This is a genomic window from Mesorhizobium sp. WSM4836 (assembly GCF_055811815.1).
Genome location: NZ_JBVVQF010000001.1, coordinates 400,647 through 417,732 on the forward strand (window position 1 = coordinate 400,647; position 17,086 = coordinate 417,732).

Annotated in this window: 10 protein-coding genes; all 10 read right to left on the reverse strand. The window is 64.0% G+C overall.

What is annotated here, in order from left to right; all coding sequences use genetic code 11:
- Positions 1 to 2: 2 nt before the first annotated feature.
- Complete coding sequence (locus AC0L2P_RS02040) at positions 3 to 2,414, reverse strand: circularly permuted type 2 ATP-grasp protein (RefSeq protein ID WP_473499582.1); 2,412 nt, start codon at positions 2,412 to 2,414, stop codon at positions 3 to 5.
- Positions 2,415 to 2,420: 6 nt separating this feature from the next.
- On the reverse strand, positions 2,421 to 5,792 hold the full coding sequence (locus AC0L2P_RS02045; RefSeq protein ID WP_473499583.1) for a transglutaminase family protein: 3,372 nt from the start codon (positions 5,790 to 5,792) through the stop codon (positions 2,421 to 2,423).
- A gap of 443 nt (positions 5,793 to 6,235) precedes the next feature.
- Positions 6,236 to 7,426 (reverse strand): acyl-CoA dehydrogenase, encoded by a 1,191-nt coding sequence (locus AC0L2P_RS02050; protein WP_473499584.1) that lies wholly within the window; start codon positions 7,424 to 7,426, stop codon positions 6,236 to 6,238.
- A gap of 239 nt (positions 7,427 to 7,665) precedes the next feature.
- Entirely contained in the window at positions 7,666 to 9,978 is a 2,313-nt protein-coding gene (locus tag AC0L2P_RS02055; protein ID WP_473499585.1) for a Tex family protein, read from the reverse strand.
- Positions 9,979 to 10,089: 111 nt separating this feature from the next.
- The gene (locus tag AC0L2P_RS02060; RefSeq protein ID WP_473499586.1) at positions 10,090 to 11,271 is read right to left on the reverse strand and encodes a serine hydrolase domain-containing protein; all 1,182 of its coding nucleotides are present in this window, start codon (positions 11,269 to 11,271) and stop codon (positions 10,090 to 10,092) included.
- A gap of 108 nt (positions 11,272 to 11,379) precedes the next feature.
- On the reverse strand, positions 11,380 to 12,414 hold the full coding sequence (locus tag AC0L2P_RS02065) for an ABC transporter substrate-binding protein (RefSeq protein ID WP_473499587.1): 1,035 nt from the start codon (positions 12,412 to 12,414) through the stop codon (positions 11,380 to 11,382).
- Between the two features lie 22 nt (positions 12,415 to 12,436).
- Positions 12,437 to 13,237: an ABC transporter permease gene (locus tag AC0L2P_RS02070; protein ID WP_473499588.1), complete on the reverse strand. Its 801-nt coding sequence runs from the start codon at positions 13,235 to 13,237 to the stop codon at positions 12,437 to 12,439.
- A complete protein-coding gene (locus AC0L2P_RS02075) occupies positions 13,230 to 14,150 on the reverse strand; it encodes an ABC transporter permease (RefSeq protein WP_473499589.1) in 921 nt (306 codons plus the stop codon). Before AC0L2P_RS02075 ends, AC0L2P_RS02070 begins: the two co-directional genes overlap by 8 nt.
- Positions 14,150 to 15,244, reverse strand: coding sequence for an ABC transporter ATP-binding protein (locus AC0L2P_RS02080; RefSeq protein WP_473499590.1), 1,095 nt, complete (start codon positions 15,242 to 15,244; stop codon positions 14,150 to 14,152). Before AC0L2P_RS02080 ends, AC0L2P_RS02075 begins: the two co-directional genes overlap by 1 nt.
- Positions 15,245 to 15,383: 139 nt before the next feature.
- Entirely contained in the window at positions 15,384 to 17,051 is a 1,668-nt protein-coding gene (locus tag AC0L2P_RS02085; protein ID WP_473499591.1) for an amidohydrolase, read from the reverse strand.
- Positions 17,052 to 17,086: the final 35 nt, after the last annotated feature.

Below are 17,086 nucleotides of genomic sequence, written 5' to 3' on the forward strand. Positions count from 1 at the left end.
CTCTACCCGAAATAGGCTTTGGCGAGGCTGTTGTAGAGCCCGCCGATTTCATTAGCGAGATCGCCGAGGGCCTTGGCCGTCATGTCCGAGGGCTCCTTGATGGCGATCGACGTGTTGAGCTGCAGGATTTCCTTGGCCGCCGGCGACATATGGCCTTCAGCGCCGACAGCGGGCAGCAGCGCGATTTCGGCCTTCAGCCGTTCGAGCTGGAAAAGGATCGAGCGCGGGTTGAGCGGATCGAGCGCCAGAAGGTCGACCACCGTGCGCCGTCCCGCCTGCACAGGATATTGCCGACGGTGGGTCATGACGCTGTCGCCGATCTCCAGCATCATGTCGAGCGCGCCCTCCGGCGCCTGGGCTCTGGTCAGCCGGGCGAGCGTGCGGGCGATCTGGATGCCGCGTTCGAGCCTGCGGCCGATTTCCAGGAAACGCCAGCCGGCAAAGCGGTACATGTTCTCGTGCAGCAGGCCGGAAAACCCGGCCAGCTTGCGCAGGATGACCGTCATTGCCCTTGTCGCGTCGTCGCCCGGCGCCACTGTCGCGGCAAATTGATGGATGGTCTTCGACAGATCCTTCAATGCCAGCCAGCCATCGGGCGAGAAGCGGTCGCGGATTTGCCCGGCGCTGTAGACCGCGCTGTCCAGCGTGCCGATCAGCCCCAACGGGATTGCCGTCTCGACGTCGATGCCGAACGGCGCGAGATAGTCGCTGATATCGGCGAGCAGCGGCATCTCGGGATCGGATGTCTCGGCCAGCCGCACATGGTAGGCGCGCAGGATGCGCACCGTGTCTTCCGACCGCTCGATGTAGCGGCCAAGCCATGTCAGGTTTTCCGCCGCGCGGCTGGGCAGGCTGCCCGGCAAGGTGCGCGTGAAGCTGTCGTGCTCCTGCGGCAGCAGCGTCTCGCGCTCCACCGGCCTGTCGCTGACCACCCACACATCCGCCGCCTGGCCACCGCGCTGCATGGCTATGGCCGTCGGGTCGAGCGAAAAGCCGACACGGGCAAAGCCGCCCGGCATCACCGCCCAGCCTTCCGGCGTCCGCGCCAGGTAGACGCGCAGGCTTGCCGGCCGCGGCTCCAGCCAGCCGCCGACATAGACAGGAGTGGTCGACAGCGTCACCGCTTCCTGGCCGACGAAGTCGCCGCCGTTCTGTTCGATCCGGGCTACCAGCTCAGCCCGTTCCTCGACCGACAGCGCTGATCCGAGCTTGGTCGAGCCGTCGTCCTCGAAGGCAAGCCGCGTCGACAATGCCGGGCCGATCACCATGCGGTCGATATTGGCGAGCACATGCTCGCGCTCCGTCTCCTGCCCGCACCACCATGTCGCGACCGTCGGCAGCAGCAGTTCCTCGTTGCGCAAGGCGCGCGAAATCTTCGGCAGGAAGGCGAGCAGCGCGCGTGTCTCCATCAGGCCGGAGCCCAGTGCATTGACGGCCGAAACCGCCCCTTGCCGAACCGCTTCGACCAGCCCCGGCGTGCCGATCTGCGAGTCCGGCCGCAATTCGAGCGGATCGGCGAAGGCGGCGTCAAGCCGCCGCCACAAGACGCTGACCGGCATCAGCCCCGAAACCGTGCGCACCATCAGCCTGTCGCCGGAGACAATCAGGTCCTCGCCCTCGAGCAGCATGATGCCGAGATAGCGGGCGATATAGGCATGTTCGTAATAGGTTTCATTCAGCGGTCCTGGCGTCAGGATGGCGACACGGCCGCCGGCTTGCTTGGCCATGCCGATCAGCGCATCGCGAAACCGCCGGAAGAAACCGGCCAGGCGGTGCACATGCATCTCGCCGTAGATGTCGGACAGCGCCCTTGTGGTGGCGACGCGGTTTTCCAGCGCAAAGCCGGCGCCCGACGGCGCCTGTGTGCGGTCGCCAAGCACCCACCAGCGGCCGTCCGGGCCACGGCCGAGCTCGAAGGCGCAGAAATGCAGGAAATGGCCGCTGGCCGGCCTGGTGCCGACGACCGGTCGCAAATATTCGGGGCTGGCCGCGATCAATCCAGCCGGCAGAATGCCTTTCTCGACCAGCCGGTTCGGCCCGTAAATGTCGGCGATGGTCTCCTCGAACAGATCGGCACGCTGGACCAGGCCGGCGCTGATGGCAGCCCATTCCTGCTCCTCGATCAGCAGCGGCACATGCGCCAGCGGCCATTCTCGCTCATTGGCGCCGGCCTTGTCGTAGACGCGGTAATAGACGCCGGCGTCGCGCAGGTACTGGTCAGCGCGGGCGAAGCGCTGGGCAAGCTTTTCCGGCCCCAGGTCCTCCAGTGCCTCGATGAAAGGCTGCCAGGCCGGCCGCGGATTGCCCGAACCATCGACCATCTCGTCGACGACGCCGTCGATCGGCTGGTAGTGCTCCAGCAGACTGTGGGTCTGCGGCTTGCTGCGCAGCTTTTTGTGATTCCCCTTCGCCATGGCTGATCAGAGTCTTTGCGGCCGCCGAAGGTCAAGGGTCATCGGGAAATCTTCAGAGGCTTCTTCGTTGCGCAGCACATAGCTGGACGGCGTATGGCCACGCAGCTCGAAGCGGGCGAGCCGCCGCGCCTCCGCTTCATTGCCGTTGACCGGGAACGTGTCGTAGCTGCGCCCGCCGGGATGCGCGACATGATAGACGCAGCCACCGACCGCGCGGCCCGACCAGCGGTCATAGATATCGAAGACCAGCGGCGTGTTGACCGGGAGCGCCGGATGCAGGCCCGACGCAGGTTGCCAGGCCTTGAAGCGCACGCCGGCCACCGCGATCTCGCGGTTGTCGGTCACCTTCATCGGCACGACTCGACCGTTGCAGACAACGGCATGACGCTCCGGGTTGAGCCCCTCGGTCTTCACCTGCAGCCGTTCGATGGAGGAATCGACAAAGCGCACGGTGCCGCCGATGGCGCCTTGTTCGCCCATCACGTGCCACGGCTCGAGCGCCTGCCTGAGCTCCAGCTTGATGCCGGCATGCCGAACCTCGCCGCAGAACGGGAAGCGGAATTCAAGCTGGGCGTCGAACCATTCCGGACGGAACGCAAAGCCATTCAGCTTGAGGTCGTCCAGCACATCGAGAAAATCCGCCCAGACATAATGCGGCAGCATGAAACGGTCGTGCAGCGACGTGCCCCAGCGCACGAAACGGCCGTCGAGCGGGTTCTTCCAGGCCCGGGCGATGATGGCGCGCACCAGCAATTGCTGCGCCAGGCTCATGCGCGCGTTGGGCGGCATCTCGAAGCCGCGGAACTCGACCAGCCCGAGCCGGCCGGTCGGCCCGTCCGGCGAAAACAGCTTGTCGATGCAGATTTCCGAGCGATGGGTATTGCCCGTCACATCGGTCAGAAGGTTGCGGAACAGCCGGTCGACCAGCCACGGCAGGGGTGCCGCGCCCTTGTCCGGATGCGGCACCTGCGCCATCGCGATTTCGAGTTCGTAGAGCGAATCATGGCGTGCCTCGTCGAAGCGCGGCGCCTGGCTGGTCGGGCCGATGAACAGGCCAGAGAACAGATAGGACAGCGACGGATGCCGCTGCCATTGCAGCACCAGGCTCTTCAACAGGTCGGGGCGGCGCAGGAACGGACTGTCATTGGGCGTAGCCCCGCCGACGACGACGTGGTTGCCGCCGCCGGTGCCGGTGTGGCGGCCATCGATCATGAACTTGTCGGCGCCAAGCCGCGTCTGCCGCGCCTCTTCGTAGATCGCCGCGGTCGTCGCCACGCAATCCTGCCAGTTCGCAGCGGGATGGATATTGACCTCGATGACGCCGGGATCGGGTGCGACACGGATGACATTGAGGCGCGGATCGTGCGGCGGACCGTAGCCCTCGATATGCACCGGCAGGCCGATCGCCTTTGCCGCGTTCTCCGCCGCCGCGACCAGCTCGAGATAGTCCTCCAGCGCCTCGACCGGCGGCATAAACACGCAAAGCCGTCCATCGCGCGGCTCGACCGAAAGCGCCGTGCGCACCGCACCGCCGATCTCGGTGATCTCCTGTTCGACGCGGTCCTGCTGGCCGGTAACGGCCGTGAAGGAGATGGCCTGCTGGCGTCGCGCCATTTCGTCGGCGCCTTCCAGTTCGGCCGCAGCCGGCGAAGAAGCAGAACCGGGCAACATCGCCTCACGCGCCGGCAATGGTCCGCGCGGCAGCGATGGATCGACCGGCACGACATAGGGGAACTGTGCCGGTGGCACGTAAGGCAGCGTGCCGAGCGGCAGGCGGTAGCCGACCGGCGAATCGCCAGGCACCAGGAACAGTCTGCCGCGCCGCGTCTTCCACTTCTCCGAGCGCCAGCGCGGTCCGGACGCCTGGCTGTTCCAGCGCTGGACCGGCAGCACATAGCCCGACGGCTTGGTCAGCCCGCGTTCGAACACCCGCGCCATACGGCTGCGCTCCTCCGGGTCCTCCAGCTTCGAATTGGAAGGATCGACGTTGTCAGGCAGCTTGCCTTCCTTGAGCAGCCATTCGGCCGGATCCTCATAGGCTTCGCTGACCATCGTCTTGTCGATGCCGAGTTCGTCGGCGATCGCCGTCAGCAGGATTTCGGCCTGCTTCGGTCCGACATCCGCCTCGCTCTTTTCATGTGCGATCAGCGACGGGTCACTCCACACCGGCTCGCCGTCACTGCGCCAGTAGAGCGAGAAGGTCCAGCGCGGCAGGCTTTCGCCGGGGTACCATTTGCCCTGCCCGTAATGCAGGAAGCCGCCCGGCGCGAAGCGTTCGCGCAGCCGGCGGATCAGCGCATCGGCCTTTTCCCGCTTGGTCGGCCCGACGGCTGCGGTGTTCCACTCGGCCGCCTCGAAATCGTCGATCGAGACAAAGGTCGGCTCGCCGCCCATGGTCAGCCGCACGTCGCCGGCCTGGAGCGCGGCATCGACTTGGTTGCCGAGCGCGTCCAGCGCCTGCCAGCTCTCGTCGGAGAACGGCTTGGTAATGCGCGGATGCTCGGCGATGCGGTCGACCCGCATGTCGAAGCCGAACTCGACATTGGCGAAGCTCGCCATGCCGGAAATCGGCGCGGCATTGCGGAAATGCGGCGTGGCCGCGAGCGGCACATGGCTTTCGCCGGTGAGCAGGCCGGAGGTCGGGTCGAAGCCGATCCAGCCGGCCCCCGGCAGATACACCTCGCACCAGGCATGGAGGTCAGTGAAATCGGTCGCAGTGCCGGGCGGTCCGTCAAGCGCGACGAGGTCGGGTTTGAGCTGGATCAGGTAGCCCGAGACGAAGCGCGCGGCGATGCCGAGGTTCCTCAGTATCTGTACCAGGAGCCAGCTCGAATCCCGGCACGACCCCTTGCCGGCGGCCAGCGTTTCCTCGGGCGAAAAGACGCCGGTTTCCATACGCACGATATACGCGATCTCGCGCTGCAGCCGCGCATTGAGGTCAACGACAAAATTGACGGTGTTGGTCGGGTGGCGGTCGATGGTTTTCAGGAACGCCTCCAACAGCCGGCCCGCCGGTTCCGGCGTCCGGTAGATGGTTAGATCGTCCCTGATCTCTTCGGGGTATTCGAACGGAAACGTCTCGGCCGACGGTTCGACGAAGAAATCGAACGGATTGTAGACCGTCATGTCGGCAACGAGGTCGACCTCGATCTTCAGTTCCGTCACCGGTTCGGGGAAGACGAAGCGGGCCAGGAAATTGCCGTAAGGGTCCTGCTGCAGATTCACGAAGTGGTTTGCCGGCCCGACCTTCAGCGAATGGCTGAGCACTTTCGTGCGGGAATGCGGCGCAGGCTGCAACCTTATGACTTGCGGGCCCAAGACGACCGGCCGGTCGTATTTGTAGTGGGTCAGGTGATAGACGGCTGCCAGAATTGCCATAGTGCCCCTGAAGTCGGCGTTTCAAAAGGAGTTCGCTGAACCCTGACACGAATGCTGACCATTCTCCAAGCAGAGATGTTGCGCTGCACCTAAATTAAGCAGCTTTCATGGCTTCACGAAACGGAGCGCCGACCCTGGGATTCCGCAGCGTGGCGGCAAGAGTTGCAATGATGCAGAGCCGAAGGCCGGCGGTTAGCACCGGCGCTTCCCGCCGATATCGATGATCGGCAGCACGCTCTATGCTTGGTCGAAAAGAGCAAAAGAAAAACCGCCTCGGCGGGCGGGTCGTTGGAGCCAATTAGCACCATACCCAAATTAGTAGCACAGCTGCCGGCACAAAGCAAGAACAAAATGTGGCATCACCGACGAAAGTTGCCTATCTCCGGCCTTGCGAGGCGAGATGCCAAGCGGTTGGCTCCCCAGAAGCGGAGGACACCTGAACCCTAAAAGAACGCCTGCAACCCGGTCTGCGCCCGTCCGAGGATCAGCGCATGCACGTCATGCGTGCCCTCATAGGTGTTGACGGTTTCCAGGTTCTGGGCGTGGCGCATGACATGGTAGCCGATCTGGATGCCATTGCCGCCATGCATGTCGCGGGCCTGGCGGGCGATGTCGAGCGCCTTGCCGCAATTGTTGCGCTTGACGAGCGAGATCATCTCCGGCGCCATCTTGCCTTCGTCCATCAGCCGCCCGACGCGCAGGCTGCCTTGCAGGCCAAGTGCGATCTCGGTCTGCATGTCGGCGAGCTTCTTCTGGAAAAGCTGCGTGCCGGCCAGCGGCCTGCCGAACTGCTTGCGGTCGAGGCCATACTTGCGGGCGCGGTGCCAGCAATCTTCCGCCGCGCCCATGGCGCCCCAGGAAATGCCGTAGCGCGCCCGGTTGAGGCAGCCGAACGGCCCCTTCAAGCCCGAGACATTGGGCAGCAGCGCGTCCTCGCCGACCTCGACGCCTTCCATCACCACTTCGCCGGTGATCGACGCGCGGAGACTGAGTTTCCCTCCGATCTTCGGCGCCGACAGCCCGTTCATGCCCTTTTCCAGCACAAAGCCGCGAATCTCATTGTCATGCGCGGCCGATTTTGCCCAGACGACGAACACGTCGGCGATCGGCGCGTTGGAGATCCACATCTTCGAGCCGGAGATCCTGTAGCCGTTCGCGGTCTTCTCGGCCCGCGTCTTCATGCCGCCCGGGTCGGAACCGGCATCAGGTTCGGTCAGGCCAAAGCAGCCGATCCATTCGCCCGACGCCAGCTTCGGCAGGTATTTCTTGCGCTGCTCTTCCGAGCCGTAGGCATGGATCGGATACATCACCAGCGACGACTGCACGCTCATCATCGAGCGATAACCCGAGTCGATCCGTTCGACTTCCCGTGCGACCAGTCCGTAGGTGACATAGCTGGCGCCGAGCCCGCCATATTCCTCGGGGATGGTGATGCCGAGCAGACCCGCCTCGCCCATCTCGCGAAAAATCCCGCCGTCGGTCTTCTCCTCTAGATAGGCTTCCTCGATGTCCGGAGCGAGCTTGTCGGCGGCAAACGCCGCGGCGCCATCGCGCACCATGCGCTCGTCCTCCGAAAGCTGGTCCTCGATCAGGAAAGGATCATCCCAGACGAATGCGTTCTTGTCGGCGGCCATGGCTCTCGGTCTCCCAAACCCATGCACGTCGCCCAAAGCTTGTCCGCGGGCCTGACCCGAGGGTGTTCGGCAGCTTGGAGATAACGACATGCATCGAAACAGAAATCTTGAAACGCGCGGCTTATCGGCTCTCGTCCCCAAAAAATCAAACGAAATAGCTTCGGCGATCCATGAGCATTGGTGATAGATCATCAATGTCGAGCGCCGCCTTCTGGCCTGCCACTACCCGGCTCGCGAAATTACTTCCGCTTCAACGCATCGGCCAAAGCTGCGCCGAACGCGCCCTGCTGCGCCGGCCGCTCTGGCTGGCGTTGGGGCGCCGGCGAGCGCGGCACCGGCCTGCTGCCATTGTCGCGCGGCTTCGGTGGGCCACCGTCGCCGTCCTTCCGCATCGACAGGCCGATGCGCTTGCGCTTGATGTCGACGTCGACGACGCGCACCTTGACCACGTCGCCGGCCTTGACCACCTCGTGCGCGTCCTTGACGAACCGATCCGCCAGTTGCGAGACGTGCACCAATCCGTCCTGGTGCACGCCGATATCGACGAAGGCACCGAAGGCCGCGACATTGGTGACGGTGCCTTCAAGCTGCATGCCGGGCTTCAGATCCTTGATATCGTCGACGCCATCGGCAAAGGTCGCGGTCTTGAAGCCGGGGCGCGGATCGCGGCCGGGCTTTTCCAGCTCCGCCAGGATGTCGCGCACCGTCGGCAGGCCGAAGCGCTCGTCGACGAAGACGCGCGGATCGAGCGCCTTGAGTGCGGCGCTGTCGCCCATCAGAGAGCCTACGTCGCGCCCACAGGCGGCAACGATCTTCTTGGCCACGCCATAGGCCTCCGGGTGCACGGCCGAGGCATCGAGCGGTTCGCTGCCGTTGGGAATGCGCAGGAAGCCGGCGCATTGCTCGAACGCGCGGGGTCCAAGGCGGGAGACCTTCAACAGTTCGCGGCGGCTGGCGAACGGGCCGGTCGCGTCCCGGTGCGCAACGATCGCCTCGGCCAGCGATGCGCCGAGACCCGAAACCCGCGCCAGAAGCGGCGCCGACGCCGTGTTGAGGTCGACGCCGACGGCGTTGACCGCATCCTCGACCACCGCTTCCAGCGAGCGGCCGAGGCGATACTGATCGACGTCGTGCTGATACTGGCCGACGCCGATCGACTTCGGCTCGATCTTGACCAGTTCGGCGAGCGGATCCTGCAGGCGCCGCGCGATCGACACCGCCCCGCGCAGCGACACGTCGAGGCCGGGAAATTCCGCCGCCGCCGTTGCCGAGGCGGAATAGACCGAGGCGCCGGCCTCGCTGACGATCACCTTGAGCGGCTTCGGCCCGGACCCGGCAGGCATATCAGCCAGCATGTCGGCCACCAGCCTTTCGGTCTCGCGGCTGCCGGTGCCGTTGCCGATCGAAATCAGCTCGACCTTGTGCAGCCGGATGAGCTTGGCCAGTTCGGCCTGCGTGCCGCGGACATCGTTCTTCGGCGGGAACGGATAGACCGTTGTCGTCGCCAGAACCTTGCCGGTGCCGTCCACCACCGCCACCTTGACCCCGGTGCGGATGCCGGGGTCGAGCCCCATCGTCGGCCGCGAGCCGGCGGGCGCGGCAAGCAACAAATCCTTCAGATTGCGCGCGAAGACATGGATCGCCTCCTCCTCGGCCCGCTCGCGCAAATCCCGCATCAGATCGAGCGTCAGGTGCAGCGACAGCTTTATGCGCCAGGTCCAGCCGGCTACTTCCATCAGCCAGCGGTCTCCCCGCAACTGGCGGCCGATGGCGTAGGCATCGGCGATCATCCGCTCGACCGGCTTCACCGGAGAGGCGTCATCGGCATCGACTTCGATGTCGAGCGACAGAACCTCCTCGTTGCGGCCGCGCAGCATGGCCAGCGCGCGATGGCTGGGCACGCTCGCCCAGCGCTCGACATGATCGAAATAGTCGGAAAATTTCGCGCCGGCCTCCTGCTTGCCGTCGACGACGCGCGAGCGCAGGAAGGCGCGTTCCTTGATGTAGGTCCGCAATGTGCCGACCAGGTCGGCGTTCTCGGCGAACTGTTCGGACAGGATGTCGCGCGCGCCCTCGAGCGCCGCCTTGGCGTCGGCAACGTCTTTGCTGATGTAAGCCAGCGCCAGCTCGGCCGGCACGGCCGCACGATCAGCCAGGATAGCTTCAGCCAGAGGCCCGAGCCCGCGCTCGCGTGCGATCTCGGCCTTGGTCCGGCGCTTCGGCTTGTAAGGCAGGTAGATGTCTTCGAGTTCGGCCTTGGTAGCGGCCGCAGCGATCTTTGCCTCGAGCTCCTCGGTCAGCTTGCCCTGCTCGCGGATCGAACCAAGGATGGTGTCGCGGCGCGCGTCGAGTTCGCGCAGATAGGCGAGACGCTCGGCAAGGTCGCGCAGCTGCGTGTCGTCGAGGCCGCCGGTGACCTCCTTGCGGTAGCGCGCCACGAACGGCACGGTCGCGCCGTCGTCGAGCAAGCCGATCGCCGCCGCGGCCTGTTCGGGCCGCGCGCCGATCTCGGCGGCTATGATGGTTGCGATGCGCTTGATGTCGGATGCCATGTCGTACCTGTCGTTGGTCAGCGACCATAGACGCAGAGCACTGCTGCGCCAACTGCGCCATTTTCAACCCGGCGAGAGGTCCACAGGAAAGGCGCGGCTGTTTGGATCGGATCAGACCATCCGGCTCAGCGCCTCGAAGAAAGAAATCATATCCAGATCGAGCGGATCGTCGACCGGCAGCGGCTGCGACGACATCTTTGCGATTACCATTTCGGCTTTCGGATTGACGTAAAGCCACTGGCCGTGGATGCCGATGCCGCAGAAGGCGCCGCTTGCCGCGCCCGTCTGGTACCATTTGTTGCGATAACGGCCACGCGGAAACAGGAACGCCATCGTGCCGCGTTGCCAGGCCTCGGCGTCACCGCCAGTTTCGGTCGTGTCGCGCACCCAGGCTTCCGGCACGACGCGGCGGCAATTGGCCACGCCGCCTTGCCGCATCATCTCGCCGACGCGCGCAAGATCGCGCGGCGTCACGGAAATGCCGCCGGCCGTACGCGACGTGCCTTCCATATCGACCGTCACCGAGGCGTCGCTGACGGCGCCGAGCGGCTCCCATAATTTTTCGCGCATCAGATCGGCGAAGCGCTCGCCTGATGCACGTTCGAGCAGGATGCCGAGCAGGTCGGAATTGGGCGAACGGTAGCGGAACGTTTGGCCATGCGGCTCGGCCAGGGCCTGCAGCGTCATGAGGAAAGTCGCCAGGCTCTCGGTGCCGCCGCCCGGATTCCACAGCATGGCGCGGCGATAGCGGGCGAAGGCGCTTTCCGGATCGAGATAGGCTTCTTCGAAATCGAGGCTGACACTCATGTCGAGCACGTGCCGCGCACTGGCATCGCCATAGGCCGAGCCGGCGGCTTCGGGCAGATAGCGGGTCACCGCAGCCTGCGGATCGAAGACCCCCTCGCTCTCCAATATGCCGGCGACAATGGCGGTCAGCGATTTGCCGATCGAGAAGACGATGTGGCGCGCCCCAAACTCCATATGCGGCGCGAACCAGTCGCCGACGAATTTGCCACCCTTCATGATCGTCAGCGCGTCGGTATCGGAGCGCTTGAGAAAAGCCGCGACAGTCTCCGCGCCGCCTGCAAGCGCGACCTTTTCACCAAGTAGGCCGCCGAAATCCTGCGCCGGCGCCTCGCTGCTGCCCGTCCTCGCCGCCACGGCAGCGCTCGGCACCAGCTCGCCGGCATTCTGGAACGACCACCGGCTGAACGGGCTTTCCCGCCAGTTGCCGAGCAGCACCTCCTTGCGGGCAAAACCATATCTGGCTTCGAACGCGGTCTTGCCGGCCATGGCGCTTCCTTGCAAATTCTTTTTATGTTCTAGGCGAGCGCCGCGGCGATGGCATGCACGGGCCGATCGCCGGAAAAACCCGGCGGCAATGCCGCCGGGTTGGCCGGGTTACTTCTGCAGTTCGGTCCAGATCTTGCTGTAGATGTCCTGCACCTCCGGGGAACACAGTGTCTGCAGCTCGCCGCGCGCTTTGACGGCTTCCGGGATAATGACCTCCGGCGCGTCCTTCATGTCGGCCGGCATGTACTTGTCCGAACCGGCAATGCCATTGGCATAGCGGTGGAAAGCCGACAGGCCAGCGGCATTTTCCGGATCCATGATGAAGTTCTGGAACAGCTTGGCGTTCTCGACGTTCTTGGCTTCCTTCAGGACCATGACATTGTCGCTCCAGAGACCAAAACCTTCCTTGGGATAGAAATAGTGGATCTTGGGGTTCGCCAGCCGCTGGCGCAGAGCCGAGCCGTTCCAGTCGCTCGTCGCCTTGAAATCGCCGGCGCCCATCTTCTCGATAGTATTGTATTCCATCGCGATCCAGTTCGGCTTCGCGGCAACCAGCGTGTCACGCACCTTCTTCAGCGTTTCCTTGTCACTGGCGCATTGCGCGCCGCCGACATATTTGGTCGCCGCGAACATGACGTCGTTCATTTCCGGCACGACGTTGACCTTGCCCTTCAGCTCGTCGGGCGTGTTGAAGATGATGCCCCAACTGTCCGACGGCCCGTTGTAGACATCGGTATTCACCACGATGCCTACCGTGCCCCAGGCCCACGGCACGGAATATTTGCGGCCGGGATCGAAATCGGGATTGGCCCATTCCGGCGCCACGTTCTTGAAGTTCTCCATCTTGCCCGGGTCGGTTTCCTGAACGAGGCCTTCCTTGATCCAGATCGGCACGAAGGTTTGTGACGGTACCGCGATGTCGAAGCCGGTGCCGCCCTGGCGGACCTTGGCCAGTGCCGTGTCGTTCGAATCGTAGTCGGTGATGGTCACCTTGACGTTGTATTTTTGCTCGAACTTCTTGATCACGTCGGGGCTGGTGTAGTTGCCCCAATTGTAGATGTTCAAAACGCCGTCCGCGAAAGCGCCGCTTGTCGAGGCGAGCAACGCCAACCCGATAGCGGTCCCTGTTGTCTTCCAGTTCATGTTCTAACTCCCATTTTCATGCCTAGTCCCGTTTCCTGCTGATGAAGAAAAACAACGTCACGATGCCGACCGACAAGAGCAGGAACACGGTCGAAATCGCGTTGATTTCAGGCGTTATGCCTCGGCGTATCTGGCCGAGCATGTAGGTTGGCAAGGTGTCCTGGCCGCCCGACTTGACGAACTCGGTGATGACGACATCATCGAGCGAGATGACGAAGGCCAGCATCAGTCCGGCCAGAATGCCGGGCCACAGCAGCGGCAAGGTGATGCGACGGAACGTCCGCCATGGCGTCGCGTAGAGATCGGCGGCAGCGCGCTCCAGCGTCAGGTCCATATTCTCCAGCCGCGCCCGGATCGGCAGATAGGCGAAGGGAATGCAGAACGCCGTATGCGCGGCGATTAGATAGCCAAGACCCGAATAGCCGGTGAATATCTTTATGCGCGAAAAGAAGATCAGCAACGCCACGCCGGTGACGATCTCCGGCACCATCAGCGGCTGGTTGATCGCCGCATATTTGAAAGTCAGGCCCGGATAGGCTGCCGTGCGCGTTGTCGCGAGCGCCGCCATGGTCGCGGCGATGGTCGCAAGGGTTGCCGCGATCGCGCCGATCTGGAAGGAACGCAGCGTGGCGTCGATCACCTGCGTATTCTGCCAAGCCGACTGGAACCATTTGAGCGAGAAACCGCCCCATTCGGATGTCGAAGTCGCGGCATTGAAGGCATAGACGACGAGTATGACGATGGGCAGGTAGAGCACGACGAAGCAGGTCGCGGCGATCGCGGTGAATCCTGGCTGATGCTTGATTGCGAAGCTTCTAGCCATGACGCACCTCCGACCGACCGGCATTGCGCACATAGGCAAGCAGCGCCACCATGACGATGATCATGACGGCGATCGACAGGGCCGAACCAAGCGGCCAATTGCGGCCTTGCCCGAACTGCATCTCGATCAGGTTTGAGAGCATCATGGTCTTGCCGCCGCCGAGCAAGATGGGCGTCACATAGGCGCCGAGCGCCGGGATGAAGACGAGGATCGAGCCAGCGATGACGCCGGGCTTAACCAGCGGGAAAATGATGCGTCTGAGCACCTGAAAGCGTGTCGCATAAAGATCGTAGCCGGCCTCGACCAGCCGGAAATCGAGCTTCTCCATGCTGGCATAGATCGGCAGCACCATCAGCGGCAGATAGACATAGGCCATGCCGATAAGGATCGCCGTGTCGGTGAAGAGTATCTGGATCGGCGCGGAGATGATGCCGAGCTTCAGCAGCACCGTGTTGATCAGACCTTCGTTACGGATGATCTGCAGCACCGCGAAAGTGCGGATCAGCAGGTTGGTCCAGAACGGTATGGTGATCAGGAACAGCCAGAGATCGCGCGTCTTCTCGCTGCGCGTTGCCATGAAATAGGCGGTCGGAAAACCAAGCGCCAGGGTGGCGAGCGTGGTCACGACGGCAAGCTTGATCGAGCGCCAAAAAATGGTGACATGGGCCGCGGCGAGCGACAGCGTGTCGTCGAAGATGTCGCGTTGCATGAAAACCGATACCCAGGCCTCCGGCGAGAATTGCCACTTCACGTCGCCGTAAGCGCCGGGCGCCAGGAACGAATAGACCAGCACGATCAGCAAGGGACCGGTCGCTGCCAGGAAGATGATCAGCAGGGCCGGCGCCGACAGCAGCCAGCGGTCGCGGATGTCGCGCCGTTCGGCCGCCTTGGCGACTTCCTCCGCGCTCGCCATCAATCCCTCAGCACTTGCGCGGCGTCGTTGCCGATCGCGACGCCGACCTTGTCGCCGCGCTCGAAACCACAGCCGGCGCTGCGCGTATTCTGCTGGCGCACGGTGAAGGCTTCGCCGCTGTCCAGTTGGACATGAATATGCGTGTCGGTGCCGAAATAGACGATGTTTTCGACGGTTCCCGAGAGGTCGCCCTTGCCGCCGGTCAGCTTTGCGTGTTCCGGCCTGACCACCAGGGTGGCATTCGCTTTCGGCTGAAAGCCCTCAGCCACGGTCGCGTCAATCGTCGCGCCGGATTTAAGTGTCGCGCGCGCCTTGCCGTTGCCGATGCCGGTGATAGCTGCGGTCAGGAAATTGGTTTCGCCGATGAAATCGGCGACGAAGCGCTCGGCCGGCTTGTCATAGATGTCCCAGGGCGTGCCGACCTGCAGGATCTTGCCGGCCGACATCACCGCGATGCGGTCGGACATGGTCAGCGCCTCCTCCTGGTCGTGGGTGACGAAGATGAAGGTGATGCCGGTCTGGTGCTGCAGCCGTTTCAGTTCGATCTGCATCTCCTTGCGCAGCTTGTAGTCGAGCGCCGACAACGGCTCGTCGAGCAACAGCACTTTTGGCTGCGGCGCCAGCGCGCGCGCCAGCGCGACGCGCTGCTGCTGGCCGCCGGAGATCTGGCTGGTGCGGCGGGCACTCAGCGCCTCCATCTTGACCAGCCTCAGCATCTCGGCGACGCGCGCCTTGATTTCGGCTTTCGGCTTGCCCAGCATCTCAAGGCCGAAGCCGATATTCTCGGCCACCGTCATGTGCGGGAACAGCGCATAGGACTGGAACACGGTGTTGACCGGCCGCTTGAACGGCGGCAGCGGCGCGATGTCCTCGCCGTGCAGCAGGATTTCGCCTTCGCTGGGGAAGTCGAAGCCGGCGATCAGCCGCAGCAACGTCGTCTTTCCGCAACCGGACGGCCCCAGCAGCGTGAAGAACTCGTTCTCGCGGATCGACACCGAAACCGTGTCGAGAGCGGCGACTTGTGCGTCCCCGGTGCCGAACACCTTGCGGACGCCACGAACCTCGATTGCACTCTTACCCGGTTGATCCGGCACGCATTACCCCATTCTCATGTCCGCTCTTGTTGGCGGATCCAGTTCCCATTCGATTGTCAGCATATGCCGGTCGGCTTGGCAACCGTGCATCTGGACCTCGGTTCAGAACGCAAGCCCCATGCCATAGTCAGCGCCACCATCAACCCTGATAAGTGATCTTGCCGCCGCAGATGGTACTGACCGGATGCACCTTGTGTAGCAAACCCGGTTCAGTTGCTTCGATATCGGCCGACAGCACCACCAGATCGGCCAGATAGCCTGGTTTCAGCCGGCCCTTGCGGTGTTCCATGAATTCGGCATAGGCGCCTTCGACCGTATAGCCGGCAAGCGCCTCGGTCAGCGAGAAGCTCTGGTCTGGATCGTCCTCTGCCCAAGGTTTGCGCAGCACCGCCGCCTGAATGCCCAGCATCGGGTCGACCCGCGACACCGGCCAGTCGGAAGCGAAGACGACATGCGCGCCCGCCTGCTTCAGCGTTCGCCAGGCATAGCTGAGCGGCCATCTTTGCCGGCCGATGCGCGAAAGCGTCGGCTCCAGCGGGAAGTCCATTGCGCCGGGCGGGTGCGGCGGCTGCATCGAGGCGATGACGCCGAGTTCGGCGAAGCGCGGCACGTCGGCGGCAGTGGTGACCTCGATGTGCTCGACCCGGTGCCGGCTGTCGCGCCTGCCGTTCTTCCGCCGCGCCGCCTCATAACCGTCGAGGACCGCGCGCACGGCGCCGTCGCCGATCGAATGCACGGCGATCTGCAGGCCGCGCCGGTCGGCCTCCAGCGCCACCTCGGCGAAATGCTCCGCCGTAAACAGCGGCTCACCGCGCCAGCCCGGCCGGTCGGCATAGTCGTCGACCATGACCGCGGTCCAGCCTTCCAGCACGCCGTCGTAAAACATCTTGACCATGCCGGACGACAGCCATTCCGATCGGTAGGAGCTGGCCATGCTCGATGCCTTTTCCAGCATATCGAGCGTCATGAAGTTCTTGAAATGAAAAGGTATCTTGGTGCGGCAGAGCAGCCGCCCTTGCTGCTCCAGTCCGGCAAGCAGTTCGAGCTGGTAGAGATTGCCGTCCATGTTGTGGATCGAGGTGATGCCGTGGCGGGCGCACCATTCCAGCCCGCGATGCATCAGCTCGCGATCGGCCGCGACTTCGGCAGCGGAGGGGTACGGCTCGGGCTCTCCGCCTGTCGCAAGGCCGAGCCGTACACGATTCTGCCCGGAAAGCTCGAGGATCGGCCCGAACGCCTCGCCCTCCCGCAATTCGCCGGCCGCGAGGCCGTCGGCGCCCATGACGATCTCGTTGCCGGGACCGAGTTGCTTGCCGTGCAGGATGCCAGCCAGTTCCAGCGCCCTGGTGTTGGCCCACATCGTGTGGTGATCGGAAGCCGACATGGCGAACGGACGGTCGGCGATGATGCGGTCAAGATGATGGCGGGTGACCGGCTCTGCCTTGGACAGGATGGTGTAGTCGACGCCGGCCCCAAGCAGCAATTTGGCGTTCGGCCGTGCCGCCGCGTAGGCACGGATCGCGTCGCTCAGTGCCTCGAAGCCATGCACGCCCTGAAGGTGCAGATTGTCGAGTTCGGCCGCGCCGCCGAAAAGATGCATATGCGCTTCGATGAAGCCCGGCACCACCGCCCCGCCTTGCGCATCGATGATCTTCGTGGCCGGCCCTTTCAGCGCCTCGATGGTCCGGCGGTCGCCAATCGCCAGGATGTTGCCGTCCTTTATCGCCACCGCCTCTGCCGTCGGATTGCCTTCGTCCATGGTCAGCACGCGGGCATTGGTGACGATCAGGTCGGCATTTGAACTCATGATTACCCGCGGTTCGGTTGCGATGGGAGCAGGCT

Excerpts from the sequence above, each read along its gene's own strand:
- AC0L2P_RS02040 (WP_473499582.1), bottom strand. The coding sequence starts at position 2,414 with ATGGCGAAGGGGAATCACAAAAAGCTGCGCAGCAAGCCGCAGACCCAC.
- AC0L2P_RS02045 (WP_473499583.1), bottom strand. The coding sequence starts at position 5,792 with ATGGCAATTCTGGCAGCCGTCTATCACCTGACCCACTACAAATACGAC.
- AC0L2P_RS02050 (WP_473499584.1), bottom strand. The coding sequence starts at position 7,426 with ATGGCCGCCGACAAGAACGCATTCGTCTGGGATGATCCTTTCCTGATC.
- AC0L2P_RS02055 (WP_473499585.1), bottom strand. The coding sequence starts at position 9,978 with ATGGCATCCGACATCAAGCGCATCGCAACCATCATAGCCGCCGAGATC.
- AC0L2P_RS02060 (WP_473499586.1), bottom strand. The coding sequence starts at position 11,271 with ATGGCCGGCAAGACCGCGTTCGAAGCCAGATATGGTTTTGCCCGCAAG.
- AC0L2P_RS02065 (WP_473499587.1), bottom strand. The coding sequence starts at position 12,414 with ATGAACTGGAAGACAACAGGGACCGCTATCGGGTTGGCGTTGCTCGCC.
- AC0L2P_RS02070 (WP_473499588.1), bottom strand. The coding sequence starts at position 13,237 with ATGGCTAGAAGCTTCGCAATCAAGCATCAGCCAGGATTCACCGCGATC.
- AC0L2P_RS02075 (WP_473499589.1), bottom strand. The coding sequence starts at position 14,150 with ATGGCGAGCGCGGAGGAAGTCGCCAAGGCGGCCGAACGGCGCGACATC.
- AC0L2P_RS02085 (WP_473499591.1), bottom strand. The coding sequence starts at position 17,051 with ATGAGTTCAAATGCCGACCTGATCGTCACCAATGCCCGCGTGCTGACC.